Origin of the sequence: Halohasta litorea (assembly GCF_024494645.1) — an archaeon.
Classification (GTDB): Archaea; Halobacteriota; Halobacteria; order Halobacteriales; family Haloferacaceae; genus Halohasta; species Halohasta litorea.
Genome location: NZ_JANHDJ010000005.1, coordinates 22,944 through 42,005, shown reverse-complemented (window position 1 = coordinate 42,005; position 19,062 = coordinate 22,944). Strand labels below are relative to the sequence as shown.

At 55.0% G+C, this 19,062-nt stretch carries 14 protein-coding genes; 5 read left to right on the top strand and 9 right to left on the bottom strand.

Translation table 11 applies throughout. The annotated features are described in order from the left end of the window. Nucleotides 1-22 precede the first annotated feature (22 nt). The 3 genes from NO877_RS12370 to NO877_RS12360 all read right to left on the bottom strand — a co-directional run bounded on the left by NO877_RS12370 (nucleotide 23) and on the right by NO877_RS12360 (nucleotide 4,824). Entirely contained in the window at nucleotides 23-2,452 is a 2,430-nt protein-coding gene (locus NO877_RS12370; protein WP_256396659.1) for a DUF2309 domain-containing protein, read from the bottom strand. Beyond that, a complete protein-coding gene (locus tag NO877_RS12365) occupies nucleotides 2,442-3,932 on the bottom strand; it encodes a proton-conducting transporter transmembrane domain-containing protein (RefSeq protein WP_256396658.1) in 1,491 nt (496 codons plus the stop codon). The genes NO877_RS12370 and NO877_RS12365 overlap by 11 nt, the downstream gene beginning before the upstream one ends. A gap of 211 nt (nucleotides 3,933-4,143) precedes the next feature. Then, nucleotides 4,144-4,824, bottom strand: coding sequence for a PadR family transcriptional regulator (locus NO877_RS12360; RefSeq protein ID WP_256396657.1), 681 nt, complete (start codon nucleotides 4,822-4,824; stop codon nucleotides 4,144-4,146). Nucleotides 4,825-4,976: 152 nt separating this feature from the next. Here NO877_RS12360 and NO877_RS12355 point away from each other — a divergent pair, with 152 nt between their 5' ends. Next, a complete protein-coding gene (locus NO877_RS12355) occupies nucleotides 4,977-5,993 on the top strand; it encodes an amidohydrolase family protein (protein ID WP_256396656.1) in 1,017 nt (338 codons plus the stop codon). A gap of 9 nt (nucleotides 5,994-6,002) precedes the next feature. On the opposite strand, the gene NO877_RS12350 is transcribed toward NO877_RS12355, so the two are convergent. The 5 genes from NO877_RS12350 to NO877_RS12330 all read right to left on the bottom strand — a co-directional run bounded on the left by NO877_RS12350 (nucleotide 6,003) and on the right by NO877_RS12330 (nucleotide 12,649). Next, a complete protein-coding gene (locus NO877_RS12350) occupies nucleotides 6,003-6,467 on the bottom strand; it encodes an Lrp/AsnC family transcriptional regulator (RefSeq protein WP_256396655.1) in 465 nt (154 codons plus the stop codon). A gap of 410 nt (nucleotides 6,468-6,877) precedes the next feature. Next, nucleotides 6,878-7,327 carry a toxin-antitoxin system TumE family protein gene (locus NO877_RS12345; protein WP_256396654.1) on the bottom strand — a complete coding sequence of 150 codons (450 nt, stop codon included), beginning with the start codon at nucleotides 7,325-7,327 and terminating at the stop codon, nucleotides 6,878-6,880. Further along, nucleotides 7,324-7,899: a DUF7342 family protein gene (locus NO877_RS12340; protein WP_256396653.1), complete on the bottom strand. Its 576-nt coding sequence runs from the start codon at nucleotides 7,897-7,899 to the stop codon at nucleotides 7,324-7,326. Before NO877_RS12340 ends, NO877_RS12345 begins: the two co-directional genes overlap by 4 nt. 1,109 nt (nucleotides 7,900-9,008) lie before the next feature. Further along, nucleotides 9,009-11,315: a hypothetical protein gene (locus NO877_RS12335; RefSeq protein ID WP_256396652.1), complete on the bottom strand. Its 2,307-nt coding sequence runs from the start codon at nucleotides 11,313-11,315 to the stop codon at nucleotides 9,009-9,011. After that, entirely contained in the window at nucleotides 11,312-12,649 is a 1,338-nt protein-coding gene (locus tag NO877_RS12330) for a hypothetical protein (protein ID WP_256396651.1), read from the bottom strand. Before NO877_RS12330 ends, NO877_RS12335 begins: the two co-directional genes overlap by 4 nt. A gap of 359 nt (nucleotides 12,650-13,008) precedes the next feature. On the opposite strand from NO877_RS12330, the gene NO877_RS12325 reads away from it, so the two are divergent. Next, nucleotides 13,009-13,419 carry a TRAM domain-containing protein gene (locus tag NO877_RS12325; protein WP_256396650.1) on the top strand — a complete coding sequence of 137 codons (411 nt, stop codon included), beginning with the start codon at nucleotides 13,009-13,011 and terminating at the stop codon, nucleotides 13,417-13,419. A 9-nt stretch (nucleotides 13,420-13,428) separates the two neighbouring features. Here NO877_RS12325 and NO877_RS12320 read toward each other — a convergent pair whose 3' ends face one another. Continuing rightward, entirely contained in the window at nucleotides 13,429-13,989 is a 561-nt protein-coding gene (locus NO877_RS12320) for a TATA-box-binding protein (protein WP_256396649.1), read from the bottom strand. A 466-nt stretch (nucleotides 13,990-14,455) separates the two neighbouring features. Here NO877_RS12320 and NO877_RS12315 point away from each other — a divergent pair, with 466 nt between their 5' ends. The 3 genes from NO877_RS12315 (at nucleotide 14,456) to atzF (NO877_RS12305) (ending at nucleotide 18,794) form a co-directional block, all read left to right on the top strand. Beyond that, on the top strand, nucleotides 14,456-15,859 hold the full coding sequence (locus tag NO877_RS12315) for a uracil-xanthine permease family protein (RefSeq protein WP_256396648.1): 1,404 nt from the start codon (nucleotides 14,456-14,458) through the stop codon (nucleotides 15,857-15,859). Nucleotides 15,860-15,949: 90 nt separating this feature from the next. After that, nucleotides 15,950-17,311: an allophanate hydrolase gene (gene atzF / locus NO877_RS12310; RefSeq protein WP_256396647.1), complete on the top strand. Its 1,362-nt coding sequence runs from the start codon at nucleotides 15,950-15,952 to the stop codon at nucleotides 17,309-17,311. A 124-nt stretch (nucleotides 17,312-17,435) separates the two neighbouring features. Further along, complete coding sequence (gene atzF / locus NO877_RS12305; RefSeq protein WP_256396646.1) at nucleotides 17,436-18,794, top strand: allophanate hydrolase; 1,359 nt, start codon at nucleotides 17,436-17,438, stop codon at nucleotides 18,792-18,794. Nucleotides 18,795-19,062: the final 268 nt, after the last annotated feature.

Here is a 19,062-nt window from a genome sequence, read left to right as displayed (position 1 = left end):
CGCTGGCGAGGCGTCAGCGAGGCTAGTCGTCGGCAGTGGGAGCTACTCTCGTCGTCGTCGCTATCGGCTCCGTGATCCGTTCGTCGGCATCCACAGCGGTCCATTCGAGGTCGCCCGCATAGTGGAATGCGCTGTGATCCTGGGTTGGGTCGACGACCGTCAGCGAGAGCCAACCGTTGTCCAGGAGTTCGGCGACGTTCTCGTTGTCGGTGAGGATCTCGGTCACGCGTTCGACAGGTGCGTGGATCACCGTCGAGAGGCGGAGCGGCTGGTGGTGGGGCTGGCCGTCGGCGGCCATCACCGACTGGAGCGGCAGGCCGGTCATCAGGTCACCGCCGTTGCCCTGATAGACGCCGACGTTGCCGACCGGGTTGTGGGTGACTTTCGAGCCGCTGCCGAAGGCCGCGGTGTCGACGGTAGCGAAGTAGTACTGGTTGTTGATCCACTGGGTGACGACCATCGGCCCGGCCATGATCGCTTCAAGGGCCTCGCCGTCGGGATCGGTCGCCCAGTCGTAGGAGTGGAGGAACGCCCGGCCGTCGAGGTCGTAGTCGGCCGTGAGATCGCGCGGCCCGACGACGAAGCCAGCATTGCCAGCCAGCCCCCACTCGGGGCGGGTCTCGGCCCAGTCGGCCGCGCGGCGGTCGGTCGCTGCGACACCGTCGCCGCCTGCGCCCAGCGAGTCGGCGCGCTCGGTGGCTGCTCCAGCGCGAGCCGTTTCGAGATCGGCCTGTAGCCCGTCGAGATCGTCGGCGTGGCTCTCGGGGACCGCGCTGTCGTACAGCGTGATCTCGTCGGTCGTCGTGTTGTGCTCGGCGGCGAGGAAGACGGTGTCCTCCGGGATATCGTGGCCGTGGGCACGGAGTGCGTCTTTCACGTCCTCGTCGTTGCAGATCGCCGCCAGCACCCGGGCGCTCGGCCCGCCGGGGTTGCCGGCGCAGGCCCCGCAGTCGAGGCTTGCGTCGAAGGGGTTGTTCGACGTCTCGCTGGCGTGGCCGGTGAAGACGACGAGGCGAGCGAACTGTTCCCAGCCCATGAACTCGAAGGCTGTTTCGGCGTACTCGACTTTTTCCTCGTGGGTCAGCCCCTCGCGGAGCTCGTGTACCCCGTCGGGGTTGTAGTCGACCGATGGCTCGCAGAACTCGTGGGCGTGTGGCGCGCTGTCGGCCGCATCTTTGGCCGCCGCAAAGCGGTCGGGCACCAGCGTTTTGGCAGCCAGCGCGGCCCCGTAGCCAGCGCCAGCACTCTCGACGAAACTGAAAGCCGTCGCAGCGTTGGATTTGAGCGCTTTGACGACGTCTTTGCCCATCCCGAGGGCGTCGTGCCAGCGGTCGTGGGCGTCGTGTTTGCTGTCGTGGCCCGCCGTGGGGCGGTCAGTGATGCGGTGCTGAGCGTCGACGATCGGCGGACAGGCATCGACGCTCACCTCGGAGTCGTACCCCTCGTAGCGCATCGGAACGCCGAAGAAGCCGGCGTAGCCGTGGGTTTCGTAGTTGCCAGTCGATTCGATGTGGCGGCGGATAATCTCCGAGCGGGTGTCGATACAGAAGACGAGTTGTGCGTCCGGGCGGCCATCGTCGCCGGAATCAGCCTGCGACTGGCTGGCTTCGGCGACGGCCTCGACCAGTTCCCCGCGGTAGCTGCGCTCCCACGCAGTTAGCCAGATTTCGGCCAGCGGAACCCCGTCGCTCGGTTCGTCGCTCGCAGCCCACTCGGCCGGTGGCTCGATGGGGGCGTCCAGGAGATCAGCCACGACGAGACGGACCGCGAGGTAGTCGGCCAACGAGATCGGATACGCCGACTGCCAGGCGTCCCCGCCGTCGGCCTGCTGTTTGATGAGTCCGGTCCACCCCGGCAGCGCCGTCAGGTGGTACTCGAAGATCGCCGACCAGTCGCCGATGTGGTGCTCGGCGAGGACCTCTTGAATGGCCGCAATCGGGTCTTCGGGCAGGTCGGCAATCGTTCGGCTGTCGGGAATCTCGCCGTCGTGGCGAGCCACTGCGCGGAATGCGTTATAAAAGCCGTCCTCGCGGTTCGGCATCGACCACTCGGTGTGGCCCTGGTCGAGGAACGCCGCCAGCCACTTGGTCAGCAGGTGATCGACCGGCTGCTGGGGGTCGTCACCGGAGTCCGTGGTTTCGGCGTCGGCATCGGCCGCAGCCAGCTGCTCCAGCAGCGCCTCGGGCGAGGCGTCGTAGCCGTAGTCGGCGAGTTCGGTCTCCAGGAGCTCGCGCTCGATGAGTCCCTCGTCGAAGGCCGCCTGGAACACCTCAGCACTGGGGTAGCCGTCGCTGCCGAACAGCCGCTCGGCCTCGGCGGCGGCCTCGTGGAACGGTCGGTCCTCGAAACCGGCCAGCGGGTTGGCCGTCACAAAGGAGGGGAGCGGCCACGCCGCGCCGACCGCGGTTGCTGCGTGGTCGATGCTGTCTTCGATCGTGGTGTTAGTACTCATTGTAGTCCTCCGTGGAAGTCAGGACAGTGCTGGCTGGTGGCTGAGTTGCGTTCAGGAGGGCGACATACAGTCGCTGGCTGCGCTGGTAGAGGCCGGTCTCGATTGCGATGTAGGCGACCCCGAATGCCGCCGCGACGAGGCCGTGGACGACTGTCAGCTCTGCGGGGGCCGAAACGAGCATCGTCCCGCTCATCACGCCCGCGATGGCGTTGTATGCCGCCGCATAAAGCGTGATGGCGGGCAGGAACACCAGTGGGATGAGGCCGTAGCGCGCTGACAGTGGGACCGATGTTTGGGCGAGAGCGTTGCGGGTCGCATGCAGCGTCGTCAACACGACCAAAAGCGCCAACAGGAGGCCGCTGTCGAGGCTCGTTCCCTTGCCGGTGAGAACGGCGAACAGAACGCCACCGGCCAGCGCCGTCAGCACGGTGACGACGAAGCCGACCGCGCCGAGCGAGTCGGGAGCGTGGCCGGTGTCGGTCGGGCTGGTCTGATCGACCGCCTCGCCCGCCGAGAGGAACTGGTAGGCCTTATAAAAGCCGTGGAGTACGAGGTGGGTGATCGCCGCGCCGAAAAATCCCAGCCCCGCCTGCATGATCATGAACCCCATCTGGCCGACCGTCGAACAGCCGAGCTGGCTTTTGATATCGGCCTGGACGGATTTCAGGAGCTTGCCGCCCAGCGCGCTGGCCGCGCCGACGGCCACGACCAGCAGCATGAACCCGGCGTCGACCGAGATCACGGGCGCGAAGCGAACCAGCAGCACCCCGCCAGCGTTGACGAACCCGGCGTGCATCAGCGCCGACGCCGGAGTCGGGGCGGTCATCGAGGCCAACAGCCAGGTGTGGAACGGCACCAGCGCCGACTGGATCATCGCCGCCAACAGGAGCGTGCCCGCGGCGACGAGCCACATCGTCTGCGGGATCGTGTCTGCCGCCGCCGCGATTCCGGAGACGGTGGTTGTGCCGGTCGCCGACCACAGCACGGCAAGGGCAACGGCCAGCAGCCCGCCGCTGGCGAGGAAGTAGCGACGGGCCAGCGAGGCCGCCGCCTGTGCCTGCGGCCATCCCTCCACGTGGCCGATCAACTCGGCCATCAGCAGGCCCATCGCCACCCACGCCAGCGCGAACAGCGCGATATGGTCGGCCGCGACCAGTGCCAGGACGACCAGCGTGAAGCCAAAGACGGTGGCGAAAAACCGATCGACGCGGTCGTGGGCGGCCAGATACCGGCGCGAGTAGCTGTGAACGATTCCGCTGAAAAAGGTCACCGCCACCCACATCACGACTGTCAGGCCATCAACGGCGATCACACCCGCCAACGACCAGCTCTCGCCGGTCGCAACCCGCAGGCCGAGTACACCCAGTGCCGCGACCCACAGCAGCCAGACGACCCGCGTAAGCGTCGCCGGGAGTGGCCCCGTCGATGGCGTCCTGTTCGGAAGCGATCCAACCGTCGTCAGCTGATCCTGTTGGTTCATCGTTTGGTTCTGTCACCGACCGCCTGCGACAACCGGGCGCGTTGCGAAACACCCGGTTGAATGGAGGCCGTCGCCTTCACTACTCTATACGAACAAACTGTGTATTAAATCCTTTTATCCTCCCAGATTGTTCGGCAAAAATAGCATCAAAGAACATTATGTTTTTTGTTCTCACAGACGTGGTAATCGGTCGACGGATAGCCGGGGACTCTCACTGACACAGACTCCCGACGGGGATCGACTCGTCGTCAGGGAGTCTGGCAGCGAGTTCGGCAGTGTCAGTGTCGCCGTCGACAGCCACCAGATACCGCTTTCCGGGGAACGTGCCGTAGACGCCGTCCTGATCGTGCACGTAGCCCGCGACGGTGATCGTCGACGGGAGCTGTTCGGCCAACAGTTCGACCCCCCGAACGACGGTACACTCGACGAGGCGGTGGCGTGCAGAGCGAAGCGGCGTCGTCCGATCAACAACGCCAGCCTCGACGGCGTCGTCGACAACCGACTCCAGTGGCCCGAACCGTGACTCGATCCCCGCTGGCTCCCGTGTGGGCGGGGCGAGCCATCGCTCGTAGAGGTCAGCGATCACCTCACACTGGGTGTGTCCGACGACGATCACGGCGCTGACGTCACGCTCGTCAACGAGATGGGTCACCGTCCCGTCGACGACCCGCTGGCCGTCCCGGCTGCGCCAGCTCACGCCGCCGAGTGTCGTGACCCGGTGGGTGGTCCAGGAGGAATCGATCGGCCACAGCGACAGCTCCGGCCGGTGACTCATCGAACACGACACGACGAGTGCAGTCCCCGATTCGGCGTCCACACGACCATCTTCGGCGGGAGATCGAGTCTGCGCGTCGAGTCCCGCCAAAAGCGAGTCGAGACCGTCGTCAGTCATCCGGACGCACCCTCTTTTTTTCGACCGGTCGGTTGGTCCACTCGAAATCACCTGTTCGAAGTCATATCGGTCTCCATTCGGACATAATTCTACCGATCTGTTCGATATTCAGATATAGAAACCCATATCGTGATCCGACTGCGCCACACTGTATGGAACAGTTCGAGGGAACGATCCTTGCGGGAGCGTCGTTTGAACCGATCGATGGCCGTGTCGTGGTCGACGACGGGCGGATCGAGGCCGTCGAACGGGTCGACACCGACTCGACGGCCATCATCCTCCCCGCGTTCGTCAACGCCCACACCCACATCGGCGATTCTGTCGCCAAGGAGGCCGCCGTCGGCCTCTCGCTGGATGAGGCGGTCGCTCCACCCGACAGCCGCAAACACCGACGACTGGCCGCCGCGAGCCGCGAGGAGCTGGTCGAGGCGATGGGCCGAACGATGGGATTCATGGAGCAGACGGGAACCGCGGCGTTCCTCGACTTCCGCGAGTCGGGACTCGAAGGCGCGCGGGCGCTCCGGGCGGCCGAAGACGGGCGGGACGTCGACGCGTTCATCTTCGGCAGTGACGATCCTGCCGTCCTGGAGGTCGCCGACGGGTTCGGTGCGAGCGGCGCGAACGACGCCGACTTCTCCGCCGAGCGTGCTGCCGTCCGTGAGGCAGGGGCCCCCTTCGCGATTCATGCGGGCGAACCCGACGCCACGGACATCCACCCGGCGATCGATCTGGAACCGGAGCTCCTCGTTCATATGGTCCACGCGGAGCAGCCACATCTCGACCGCGTCGACGAGCAGTCGATTCCGATCGCGGTCTGTCCCCGCGCGAACTCCGTGCTCGGTGTCGGCCGCCCGCCAATCGGCGAGCTGCTCGATCACACGACTGTCGCGCTGGGGACGGACAACGTCATGCTCAACGAGCCGTCGATGTTCCGTGAGATGGCCTACACGGCCAAGGAGTTCGATGTCAGTTCACGGGCGGTCCTCCGGATGGCGACGACCGCGGGCGCGGAGATCGCCGGGCTCGACTGCGGCGTCATCGAACCCGGCCGCCGGGCGGCACTGCTTGTCCTGGACGGCGAGTCGGACAACCTCGTGGGGACCGCCGACCCGGTCGAGGCGGTTGTGCGGCGGGCGACCGCCCTCGACGTCGACCGCGTTGTGTTGTAGGCGACAGAATTACTCGGGGTCGAAGCCGCCGAACGGCGTGGTCTCGTGGCTTCTGACCAGCACCTCGTCGGCGACGGTCAGGCCCATATCGAGCAGCTCCTGGGCGACTGGTGTAATGTCGCTGTCGGTCTCCCCGACAGCCATGACCAGGAGGTTCTGCTCGCCGGTGACGAGCTCCTGGACCGAGACGACGCCGTCGATGGCGAGGATCTCCGGAATCAGCTCCCCGCGTTCGGGGATCGTGGCCGTACAGAACAGCAACATTCGGAGCGGATAGCCGGATTTCTGATAATCAATCTCCGCGCTGTAGCCTTTGATGATCTCGTCGGTTTCGAGCCGCTGAATACGCTTGCGGACTGTACTGCCGGAGGTCCCCGTTCGCTCCGCGATGTCGCCCGACGACATATTCCGTGCGTCCTCCTGGAGCGCCTGGAGGATCGCCCGGTCGACGTCGTCGATATCCTCGCCGGTCATGATTGATTGTCTCACGGCATTGATAAAGTCACTTTGGCTCGACGGAGCCCTCGCTCAATGGAACAGTGCTGAGAGAATGCTCGATCAGGGATTCGAACCCTGGTCCTCGGCTCGAAAGGCCTCTATCCATCAGCGGATGATGAGGTGTTTCGAACACATCCAAACTCGCCCAAGTGCGGTTTTCGGCCGCTTACAATAGCTAATACGTAGCCTTACCACTTAAACTACCCAGATGATTGTCCACCTGCCAAGTACGGTTCAAAGGATTCTCCTACCCAAACCAACGAACTATACGAAATCTAGAAATTCAAGCTATAAACCAGTACCAGCTATTCTCACTCGTTCGTGGAACGGCACATAACTCAAAAATAGAAGCAACGCAGGTCAAATGAGTGTCTGTGGATGAAGAGTTACTCAGTCCAGAATCCTCGTTGGCGGTTTTCGATCTCGTTGAGAGCCATCGAAAGGACGTCACGCCAATCGCGTGGATGTGTCGCATCTGTTCCTGGTGTCGGTGCATCCGGACCCGGATGGATGTGATCTAGCGTGTTATGAGTTGAGGGATGTCGGTCCCACCGATGATCGAAGGCATCGTCACCGTGGTCTTCGTGGTAATGCAGCGAGAAGTCACCGTTCTCGTACCACGCAATCTCTAATCGGGACGTCTGAACGCTTTCAGGATAGAATTTAGGATCGTACACGCACACCAACCGATCCGGTGCGAACTCGGGTTGTTCATCGATTCGACGAAACCGCCTGTCGGAACCGAATCGCTCTTTGATCACGGCCAGCCGTTCAAAATCAATCGGCGCACCACTCCCCTCATTAGCCGATCCGACACGGTCGTCCGTGCCGGTCATACGGCAGTCGACTGATCGACGTGATCACCAGCGCCACTCGCCAGTGCTCGTTCGAGCAACGTAATCCGTCGCTGAGTTGTTTTCCACGCTGAAACGGCCTCCCACACATCCTCCACCGAACGATCAGTGTCTGCAGCAGCGCTCGTGATTGACACGGCCTCAGGAGCTGTAACACCGAACTGCTCGGTATACGCTTCGTCACGCTCGGTTTCGGTCTTCAAGAACTCAAGTAGCTTCCCGGATGTGTACTGGTCTCGAAGTTTTTGCACGCGCCGCCAGTTCAAATACGCTTGATTCCGCTGGTACGTTGCTGGCGAATCAGTGACTTGCTTGACGATCCCCATCCGTTCGAACCACTCTAAGTACTCTCGGGCGGCATCAACCCCGTGACCTGCGAGCTCAGCAACTTCGCTCGCCGTCGACGGGCTGTCTAATCCAAGGATAGCATCGAAGAAATCATCGCGTGTTCGATCTCCTCGAACAAGCTCTTCGGGTGGCGTCAGCGAATCGAAATCCGGCGACTTAACGCGCTCGTCAGCGTCTGCGGTCTGTTCAGGGCGCGGTTCCTCCATACCGACTGTAGACTCTAACACGGAATAAATCTTTGTGTAGTTGGATTAATCCGGTCACGACCGTCTTTGAATATCAATACACGACCTGTCGACTATTCTTATACAACTACTAACCGCAGTATTCCGTATGGGTTCTACACCGAAATGGTTCACCACAAAAATTATCAGATAGAATCCAAATTTTATTTACATTTCATAGGTATGAATCCTATCAGGCAATCACACGCTCTTTTGAGACGTTTCCATTGTTTTTAAGATGTTTTGTGGAACCACACAATAAACTCAGTTCGAATCACTTGTACGAGACAAGTTGAGAGGTGCTTTTGAGACGAATAAACTGTTTTTGGAAAATTATTCGTGGATGATGAAAAATCTCTTTCTCTGAGAGTCCAATCTTTGGGTGTTCAAACAGATTTTCTGCCAGCTAAATGTTCCAAATAGCTCTTAAATTCTGTTTTGGTACATTAGATTTGAGGATATTTATCCGTATACATGTGTCACTGAGAGCTTGGTGTTGTCCGGTTGTTGATCTTCGTATGTAGAGGGTGTTTTTATTGTTCGTTTGATGTGTATTATTGTGGACTGGTTTGTTTAGCAGGGCCTGAGTGAGACTAGTCTGAATTCGTGTGAGAATACTTGGTATGGAAGCAAATCGGAGTCAACTACCCCACCCTGAGCGCCTGCGGCGCTCTGGGAGTGGGGCTTGCGTGCGGCTTCTCGGGATGGGATTCGTCTCGACGAAAGACGCTTGTGGCGCACAGACAAACGCCAGCAGCAATTTGATTAGACGTGACCTCCACTTTACCCCGCGACTGAGGTCACGGGTGACGGAGAGGCACGTGGCGTCATGTTCACTTCCTCGGTCCGTCTTTCGGGGGGTTGATTGCGAGAACCGTCTATGCCGAGAAACGTACCGTGGCCTTGTTGGCACGCTGGCCCTCGCGGACTGTCTGTGGCCCGTCATGGATACTCAAAGGGTCGTCACACTTGGATATTGGATATTAACATTCACACGCTCTTTTTCCCTCCTTCCTGCTTGCTCCGCTCGCCCTTGGAAGGGGATTTCACGCTATCACTTTTGTTGAAGTAACTTCCTAGTCGTGTGTTTGTTAAACGTGCCCAACGATTTTGTGTTGGTGGTCACTTGTTCCAGCATTGATGTGTTCGGTGTTGAGAGACCGGTACGTGTGGAGTGTATCGAAGTATTCTCCGAGGAATCCTTCGGCGATTAGTTCCCGCTCCCAGTTTGATCGGCCATAAGAGTCTGCAGTAGAGTCAGGGAATGTTTTGAAGTCAAGATGATTTGGATCGTTCAAATGATTCATCACTCTCCAGAGGTGTTGACTGTTCGGGGTGATAAACCATGTTTCGATTGTTTCTGAGAGTGCAGAGAGTTTTTGAACGCATCGTTGTGATTTTGATGCTGCATTTGATGCTGTTTCGACACCAACTGCGTACTTTGGAGTTGTTCCGTTGAATGCGATAACGTCGACACGCGTTGAAAACAAGTGTTGGTCGGCGAGTGCTGGTTCGCACGATGTTGCGCGGAGTCGCCAGAGGTCGCAGTACCGAATGACTCGTGTCACGTCTGGCTTTGCGGCGAGTGCGGCAGCGCAGTAATCAACGCCTTTGCGATGCAGAGATTTCTCACTCGGTGTTTTTTCGCCGTACCCGTCGTGTGAGATATTTTCGATCCCTAAATCACGACGTTTTCGGTACGGAACGGTGTACAAGACGTCGGTGCCTTCGGTGTGTTTTTCCAGCCATTCATCATCAATTAATTTCGCTTCATTGATTTGTAACTCGTTTCCGTCTGCATCGTATCTTAACGGCCGCATGCTGCGCGTCAGGGATGCGTTATTGAGTAATCGCTCCATTGCTAGGCTGATCCGGGTGAGGAAAACGACTTCGTCGTATGTGAGACGTTGGAACGATTCTGCGTCGACGAGTGGCTCAGTGTCGTGCAGTGCGGTGACCGCGGGTTGGGTTGTGACTGCGGCTCGTTGGGCGTGCGTTAATTGCGTCTCGTACGGTTGTAGGTGCGCCTGTGAGTATTTAGGTGGGAGAACCGGGCGAATTCCTTGGCTTCGGTGTCTGTTCGTTGCTTGTTGTCCCCGTTTAGCTTGACTTTGTTTAGCGAGAGTCACCTGATACTGTTCCCAAGGGTTTACTCTCATTTGAGGGTGATACGGAGAGGGTTTCGGTGCCGGGATGGTACAGCCGAGTGCGTTACTGTTTGAGTGGTTGAAGACTTTGAACTGGTCGTTCGCGGCGGCTTGAAGCGCGTTTCGCAGTGTCTCTTTCGTTCCAATATCGTTCCCTGGGCGGTGTGGCGCTGGGAAAAACGTTCGAATCCGGTCAAACAACGTGTTGATACGTATTGGTTTACCGAATTCAAGATCGGTGTTCGCGCGGATACAATCAATGACGGTGATGAGTCGTTTGTCTTCGATCTCTATTGAGTGGTTCGTGAGTGTTGAGTCCGTACTGGTTGTCCAGTCGCGTTTTGGGTTCTCTGTGTTTGTGGTCCCGTAGTACGGTATGAAGACCGTGCTTTTCGATTGGAAACGTGTGAATAAGTCTTCGTCAACGTTCGGGGTTGCCGTTACGAGACGGGTTAGGTCGTGTGATGTGAGTGTGTTGTACGCGATGTTAACGAGTTTTCCCCATGCGTGCCATGCGTATTCAGCGAGATGCAGCCGGAACTGTTTTTGCGGGATCTCGAAACCACCACGTTTGAATTCCACGTACGAGAGTCGTTCAGGGTAGTCGTGACCGATTTGACTCTCTGATTTCTGGAGTAGTTGGCAACATCGTGAAATGTGGTCGCTTGGGATACGGATATCTCCATTGTCTGTGATTTCCACTCGGTTTTTGTACCGCTGGTGAACGGCTTCAGGCTCCGTCTCTGTGTACGTTTGGTAATCCGTGTTTTTCGTTGAGTCTGCTGGGTCTGGTGCGAGTAGTACTGCTGCGATTTCTGATTGGAGTTCTGTTGGGAGTTCCTGTTCGAAAAAATCGGTGAGTGTGGCGATGTAATATTCACGCGCGTTGAGTTCGAACCATGTGAGGCCGGGATGTTTCAGTAATGGTTGTTGAAGCATGCGTCGTTCGGCGCTCTGTTCTGGTTCTCGTGTTTCGTATTTCGTTCCAACAAGTGGGTCTGCATGTTGGATGCGAAGCGGGGTGACTGCCGGGAACGTTACGAGTTCTTGTACTGTGTTAATTCCAGTAACAGTTTGCGGCGTGATGTTTACATGGGCAAGCCCGGTTCGTACATACTGTTCGAACCCGTCTGCGTTAGTGAGGAGAGCTTCAGGCTGGTTTCGAAATAACGCTTCAAGTGACTCTCGCGGACAATCTAACGGGAGGAATGCTGCTCTGACAGCATCTCGCGTGTTTTTTACCGGGTTCATTCGCTCACAGAACTGTTTTCTCGGAACTGGTCGGAGAACACATCAACCGGTGTAACGATCTCATCAATGAGCTGCTTTGCCGTCACGAACTTGATGTGATCAAGCTCCGGGACACGTGTCGTGAGTTCATTGTTGACTGCTTGAATGCTTGGTTGGCGAGCGTAGTACTCTTTCGTGTCCTCAACCGGTGCAGCAGGTGTTGCCAATAACTCATCTGCATCAAACTGATAGATGAGTTTGTGTATCGCTTTTCGATTAGGAACAACAACCAACGCGACAGCCGTGGTCGCCCGAATATGTTTCAATTTAGTCACCAATTCTCTATTGTCTTCATCCGCGACGACACACCCGATGACGGCTATATTCGAGCGTGACTCGCCAGTAAATCCAGCGAAATCGAACATGTAAATAGAGTCTGCCGATGGTTCTTTTCCGGGGTTTGGTGGTGATTGTGTTTTTGTTTCTCCTTCGGTTACTTGCGGTGAACCAATCACGTGTGGGGCACAAGCCCAATCAATCACCGGATGGGTAGCAAGCCAGTTACGGGCCTCACAAACGATTGTATTGTGCGATGTGGGTTGAGCGAACGGAACAGACATTGGGAACTCAATTTCAGCCCACTGCGGTGGGTTAGACATTTCCCACTTCGACAGGAGGTTGAACCCATTGTCTGTGTGTTTAAACTGATCAAAGAACGCTTGTGTCACCGAGAGAACTTTCGCTCGGTATATTCTACCCTCTTTGAGCAAATTTGATTCACGAATCTGCGCTTCAGTAACACTGCCATTAAATCGACCCTCAGCGTTACAGAATTCTTGAATCGAGACTCTCTCACTTTCAGTTATATTCCTGAAAATCGGGTATCCAGGAAGTATTTGATATTGTTGTAACCAAATGAGGTGCGTGAATACATCGAATGCTTGTCTTTCGTCTGACCGGGCTGGTAAGTGACGAACGATCACGTCAGCTGCAGCAGACAACACGGTTGCTTCGCTAGTTTGCCGGATCGCAGCGCGGATTTCCTCTAACAGATCCTTGGTGCTTGACTCCATTTGTGGTGGGAAAACAAACCCTACGTGTCCATTCTCTGTGTTAGTGATTGCTGTGTTGCGTTCTCTATCGAGTTGAGAGACTGGGTGACAGTTCTCTACAACAGATTTATTCGGGCTTCCAAACCCGCACACACGGCACGTCCATTCATTTTCGTTTTTCGATACCGGTTGGTAATCGTTGAGTTGATACTGGTTATTGTCCGATTCTAAACCCATTTTGTTCGCCTCGTCGATGGTCGCGTTATTGTTGTCATAGTTGTTCGACGATACCGGCGGAATCACTGTGTAAAAGCTCTTAGACCGCCGTGTAGCAAACAATCACAATAACCACTCACTTATAAAACTCTGCCCTCACACACAGGTTTCAAAGGAAAATGGAGGGGTCGTGCGTCCACCACAACGCACGACACATTGGGGGCTTTGTAGTCGCACGTCACTGCAACGTACGACATCTTTGTTAGTGGACATACCTACTTAAATCTCTGTAAAACTACTCAAAGTTCAATCCTAATTAAAGCATTAAGTAATTCGGATCAAGGTCAAAGACACCATTGACTCGACAACGTGTGTCTCGTACAGTGTTACTCATAATGAGTAGAGTCAAGATGCCAATAACACAAACACATAATCAGAATCAAGAGATGAATATTCCAGAGCAACTCTCCTGTCTGTTTACCGCTGAAGTGCAAGCCCAAGATGACTCATACGCTATCGAGATCCCAAAGAACGAGATCGAAACCGGGTACGTGAACCTAGACCACAACTATCGCGTTGCAGTGTTAACATCGTCGACTGAATCGGATGACACAGTCGAACCCAGCCCAGACACAAGCCAGGACTCACCGCAACCGCCGGTGACCGAAGGCGAGACTCGAACTGTCGAGATCGAAGATATCGGCGATCAAGGAGACGGGATCACTCGCGTCGAACGGGGATTCGTTATCATTGTCGCCGACACTGAGAAAGGAGAACAAGTCCGAATCAAAATCGACACCGTCCAAGAAAACGTCGCGTTCGCAACCGTGGTAGAACGACTCAGCTACTTCGACTAACGCTGAAGTTCACCCTAGGAGGCCCAGATCATTGAGGCGTTCGACGATATTCTCAACTGCGGCAGTTGCATCCTCAGCGAATTTCCCGCCCGTAATCACGATTTTGCCACTCCCAAACAGGAGGAGTACGACCCCTGGATCGTCCATTCGGTAGACGAGGCCGGGGAACTGTTCGGGTTCGTACTCAACGTCCTCCAACCCAAGCCCGATTGCAAGCGCATTCAAATTGAGGTCGTGGCCGAGGTCTGCACTTGAAACAATGTTTTGGACAGTGATTTCTGGAGACTCAGCAACTGGGATCCCCAGCCCACGAAGCTTCTCGAAGATGATCCCGAGGGCCTCGTGAACATCAGCAACACTTGCAGCGCCGGTACACACGATTTTTCCAGAGCGGAAAATCAGTGCTGCAGCTTTTGGGTCTTGTGTCCGATCAACGAGTCCAGGGAAGTTGTCTGGGTTGAACTCGGCACCGGGAATGTCGTCGACGAGTGTTTCGAGGTCGAGTTCCTGGTCGATTGCGGTTGATGCGACAACGTTCTGAATTTCGATTGTTTCTGTAGGCGCGTTCATAAATTGGATCAGACTAGTTAGATACCCGATACGGTTTAATATAAAAGTAGTACAAGCGAGTTGTGACTTGGGTTGTCACTCCTGGCTGACGATCCAAACTCAGAGACCTTGACTTACTGTTTTCCACAGACACCAGTTAGTCGTGACGAACACTCTAACGTGAACTCAGTTTTATTTTGTTGTTTGATTAGTGAGCGAGTTGGTCCACCTATGGTACGCATATAAACGGGAGAGAGTGGAATCTGGTTATTTCAAATTATACCCGTTCAACACTGGCCCAAGTGTGTGGTTGTCACACCTTTCTTCGATAGTCAGCAGACCAGACATGATTTATCACACACACCAACAAAAAGGGCTCGGAGAAAAACCCGATTGTAAAGTTTATCGGTGAGTTGCCTAATATTCAATGCCTAATATAACTCATACCTTGACAAACACTATATGTTAGGGCGAAATTTGAGTTGGTATGGCATCTGGCCAAAATGAAGAAAGCAGTAGCATCGTATACGGTCTTGATGACCGACCCCCGCTAAGCGAAGCCATTCCGATGGGGGTTCAACACGTCATGTTCATGATCGTGATCAACTTGTCACTTGCAATCGTAATTGCAGGTGGCGTTGGTCTCACAGTAGGATCTGGACAAGCTTACATTATCCAAATGGCATTATTGGTCGCCGGAGTCGGAACAATCGTTCAGTGTTACCCGTTCGGTGGCAAACTCGGATTCCCAGTCGGTGCGAAACTGCCTATTGTCATGGGTACCAGCGCATCTTTCATAGCACCGTTAATTATTATCGCTGACTCATTCGGGTTGGCTGCGATGTTTACAGCCATAATCATAGCAGCACCAGTCGAAATACTGGTCGGCTACCACTTCGACAAATTCCGGAAAGTCTTCCCACCCCTTCTTGGTGGGATCGTGGTTACACTTATTGGACTCTCGCTGGCACCTGTTGCAATTGATTACTTCGCTGGGGCCGCTGGAGGGCCTGGAGAACCAGGCTACGGAAGCCTCACCAACTTAGGGCTCGGGACCTTGGTACTCATCGTCTCGTTGTTCTTCAACCAGTTTTTCGACGGTGCAATGCGAGCTGCAAGTATCCTCGCCGGTTTAGCCGTTGGATACGTGGTAGCGATCCCACTGGGAATGGTTGATTTCACTCCAGTTTTCGAAGCAGGCTGGGTTGCACTTCCCTCCTTCATGCCGCATGGGTTCGAAATAAACATCACGGCAATTCTCACACTGCTTTTCATTTACATTATTGTCGCCGTTGAAACGGTTGGAGATGTGAACGGCATCACGCAAGCAGCAAATCGGAATCCAAAAGATGAAGAAATAAAAGGTGGGTTAATCGCCGACGGTGTACTCAGTGCTTTCGCCGGTGTCGTCGGAATGTTCCCCAACACGTCCTTCTCGGGTAACGTAGGGATGGTAAGCTACACAGGCGTGCTGAGCCGGTTTGTCGTCGGTATTGGTGGTGTTATCTTAGTCCTGATGGGTCTCAGTCCAAAAGTTGGTGCCATCTTCAGTATCACGCCGACGCCTGTCCTTGGTGGTGCAACCATCATTCTGTTCGGGATGATTCTCGCACTCGGAATCCGAATCATCGTTAAAAATGTCGACCTGGATCTGCGAAACATGATCGTTGTCGGGACATCACTACTTGTCGGATTAGGTGTCGAAATTCGTCCTGAAGTAATCGGACAACTGCCAGAGGATATTCAGGTGATCTTTGGCTCTGCACTCGCTGCCGGAACCGCAACTGCACTCGTATTGAACATTACTCTTCCAGAAGAGCCTCCGTTCAACCTGAGCGACATAATGTCTGGACAGGAGACCCCAGCGGACACTATCGAAGCTGATGACTAATCAAACGAGCCACTAGGTGTGAAGATCTATTTGCCACACCTCTCAAAGAGACTGTATCAACTGCCGTACATCAAACGGTAACCCTCTACAATGACTTTCGACACGACAATCCCGGGCGTAAGTGAACTGTTGGAGCGCTACAAGCGAAATGAAACAACCCCAAAGGAGGTTGTCCAGCAGGTCTACTATCAATTAGCGACTGAGGACACCAACGCTTGGATTGCAACGCGGGACAAAGCTGATGTTCTGGACGAAGCAGAGGCGCTAGCTTCGGTGTCGATAGATGAGAAACCGTTGTACGGCATTCCATTCGCAGTGAAAGATAATATCGATTACAGCGAGTTACCCACGAGTGCTGGCTGCCCTGCATACACGTACAAGCCCGATGAGAGTGCCCCAGTCGTTGAGAAGCTCCTCGATGCTGGCGCACTTCTCATTGGAAAAACGAATATGGACCAGTTTGCGACCGGACTGGTCGGAACGCGAAGTCCCTACGGCGTCTGCAAAAACGTCTTCAATTCAGATTTCATCTCCGGAGGCTCCTCCAGCGGATCGGCCGTTGCGGTCGCCACTGGTCATGTTTCGTTCGCTTTAGGAACGGATACCGCTGGCTCCGGCCGTGTGCCAGCAGCACTGAATGGGCTTATCGGATTGAAACCAACACGAGGAGTACTCAGCAACAGTGGAGTTGTCCCTGGCTGTGCCAGTCTCTCGTGTGTATCAGTCCTTGCACACACTATCGATGATGCTGTCCGTGTTGAACAGATTGCCGCTGGATATGATCAAACAGATCAATACTCTCGACACTCGAAAGGGACGTTCGAATCGACAACACCAGCAGTAGAGACGCTTCGAATCGGTGTCCCAGCCGAAGACGATCTGGAGTTCTACCAGAATAAGGAGGCCAAGCAGCAGTTTGAATCTGTGGTCGACGATCTCACGGCCTCGTTCAGTAGCGTCGAACGCATCGATTTTTCCATTTTTGAGGAAGCTTCCGACCTCTTGTACAACGGACCGTGGGTCGCCGAGCGACTAACGAATGTTGGAGAGTTCATCAAGGAACACCCTGATGATATCGACATTACGGTTCGAGGCATCATTCGAGACGGAGAAATGTACTCCGCCTCTGACGCCTTCGACGCATTTCATCGGCTTGAACGACTCCGTAAAGATGCGGCAGTAATATTCGAAGATATTGATGCGTTAGTTGTGCCAACGATTGGGACAATATATACTATCGAAGGTGAGCAACTCCATCCACTCGAAATCAACAGTGAACTCGGGTACTACACTAATTTCGTTAATCTGCTTGATCTCTCGGCAGTCTCGGTCCCAACAGGCAAGTACACTGCTGGACCGACGTTCAGCGTGAGCGTTATTGGAGAAGCGTTCGATGACCTGCAAATCGCATCAATCGGTGACACACTTCACGACCGAGAGCTTGGCAAATGAGCGATATTACACTGGATTCTGCGGAGTTATTTGATTGTCTACTCGACTTTACCCGCAATTACCGAAGCCGAGTTGCACCGATTCTACAGACCACCAGCGTACCACAAAACACACTATAGCAACAATGCAAGTACACGATCTCTTAACCCAGTACCAAACCGGAGAAAAGACTCCCGAAGAGACGGTTGAACAAATTTATGATCGAATTAAAACCGATGAGACGAATGCCTGGATATCCGTCCGTGAGAAAGATGCAGTCCTCGCTGACGTAGACGCACTTGAGACACCTGCAGAAAATCCATTACACGGCATTCCCTTTGCGGTGAAAGATAACATAGACTTCGCTGGGTTACCCACCACTGCAGGGTGTCCAGCGTATGCTTACGAACCGTACGAAGATGCGACTGTCGTCTCGAAACTCATCGAGGCAGGGGCATTACTGATCGGGAAAACAAATATGGATCAGTTTGCCACTGGGCTCGTCGGAACAAGAACCCCCCACGGAGCCTGCCGGAATGTTCACAACGAATCATATATTAGCGGTGGCTCAAGCTCGGGATCAGCCGTTGCTGTCGCCCGCGGTCACGTTGCATTCTCATTGGGAACAGATACAGCTGGATCGGGACGCGTGCCTGCAGCATTCAACGGCCTTGTTGGACTGAAACCCAGCCGCGGATTGCTAAGCACAGATGGCGTCGTTCCTGCTTGCAAGAGTCTTGACTGCGTATCAGTCTTCACTCACACATGCAAGGACGCGTTGTTAGTCGAAGAGATCGCTGCAGGCTATGATTCAGCCGATCCGTACTCACGCCCTGAGCTTTCTCTCAATACAGAAGGCGAGACATCCGAATCCCTTGATGTGGAATCAGTCACTGTTGGAGTCCCGAACGTAGCTTCACTCGAATTCTTTGGCGATCAAGAAGCCGAAAACCTCTACCAAGATGCTATAGCGGATGTGAAGGCGGTTTTCGGTGAGGTCGTTACAGTCGATTTCGAGGTGTTCACTGAGACTGCAGATCTTCTTTACGGTGGTCCGTGGGTTGCTGAACGATTAGCTGCTGTTGAACAGTTCGTTAATGAACAAGCTGAAGAAATACATCCAGTAGTGCGAGAGATCCTCGCTGGAGGTAAAGAATACTCTGCAGTTGAGACATTCAATTCATTTTACAAGCTCGAAAAACTCAAAAAACGATGTCAAGAAGTCTTTGTAGCCAACGACATCGATATCTTGGCTACCCCGACGACAGGGACTGTCTACACCATCTCAGAAATACGCGAAAAACCAATCGAACGCAACTCAAATTTGGGCTACTACACAGACTACGTGAATCTCCTCGATCTCTCAGCAATTGCAATCCCAACCGGAAACTTTGCTGACGGCCCTGGCTTCGGACTAACTCTACTAGGGGACACTGGAGAGGATCATCTGGTAACCACAGTCGGTGAAAAAATATGCGCTGCAACCGGCGAAACCAGCAGCTAATCAGAGTGGTAATCCCATGAGTAGACTCCCACGTAAAACAGTCTACCTACACTTATTGGGTGTTGGACTCTGTATACTATCGATTATTCTCAACGGACCGATAAGCCACGACACAGGTGTTGCTATCGCAATCGGCACAGTAACCCTGTTAGGTATTCGGTCATTGCCAACTGTCGAGCAACGCGACAAACTTAATCTCATCATTGGCAGCGTAACAGATGGCGGCATGCGGCAAGGACAGTTCATCAAATCTTGTTTCACAATTGCA

Bases quoted from the DNA above. Each gene is read 5' to 3' on its own strand.
- NO877_RS12370 (WP_256396659.1), bottom strand. From the start codon at position 2,452: ATGAGTACTAACACCACGATCGAAGACAGCATCGACCACGCAGCAACC.
- NO877_RS12365 (WP_256396658.1), bottom strand. From the start codon at position 3,932: ATGAACCAACAGGATCAGCTGACGACGGTTGGATCGCTTCCGAACAGG.
- NO877_RS12360 (WP_256396657.1), bottom strand. From the start codon at position 4,824: ATGACTGACGACGGTCTCGACTCGCTTTTGGCGGGACTCGACGCGCAG.
- NO877_RS12355 (WP_256396656.1), top strand. From the start codon at position 4,977: ATGGAACAGTTCGAGGGAACGATCCTTGCGGGAGCGTCGTTTGAACCG.
- NO877_RS12350 (WP_256396655.1), bottom strand. From the start codon at position 6,467: ATGACCGGCGAGGATATCGACGACGTCGACCGGGCGATCCTCCAGGCG.
- NO877_RS12345 (WP_256396654.1), bottom strand. From the start codon at position 7,327: ATGACCGGCACGGACGACCGTGTCGGATCGGCTAATGAGGGGAGTGGT.
- NO877_RS12340 (WP_256396653.1), bottom strand. From the start codon at position 7,899: ATGGAGGAACCGCGCCCTGAACAGACCGCAGACGCTGACGAGCGCGTT.
- NO877_RS12335 (WP_256396652.1), bottom strand. From the start codon at position 11,315: ATGAACCCGGTAAAAAACACGCGAGATGCTGTCAGAGCAGCATTCCTC.
- NO877_RS12325 (WP_256396650.1), top strand. From the start codon at position 13,009: ATGAATATTCCAGAGCAACTCTCCTGTCTGTTTACCGCTGAAGTGCAA.
- NO877_RS12320 (WP_256396649.1), bottom strand. From the start codon at position 13,989: ATGAACGCGCCTACAGAAACAATCGAAATTCAGAACGTTGTCGCATCA.
- NO877_RS12315 (WP_256396648.1), top strand. From the start codon at position 14,456: ATGGCATCTGGCCAAAATGAAGAAAGCAGTAGCATCGTATACGGTCTT.
- atzF (WP_256396647.1), top strand. From the start codon at position 15,950: ATGACTTTCGACACGACAATCCCGGGCGTAAGTGAACTGTTGGAGCGC.
- atzF (WP_256396646.1), top strand. From the start codon at position 17,436: ATGCAAGTACACGATCTCTTAACCCAGTACCAAACCGGAGAAAAGACT.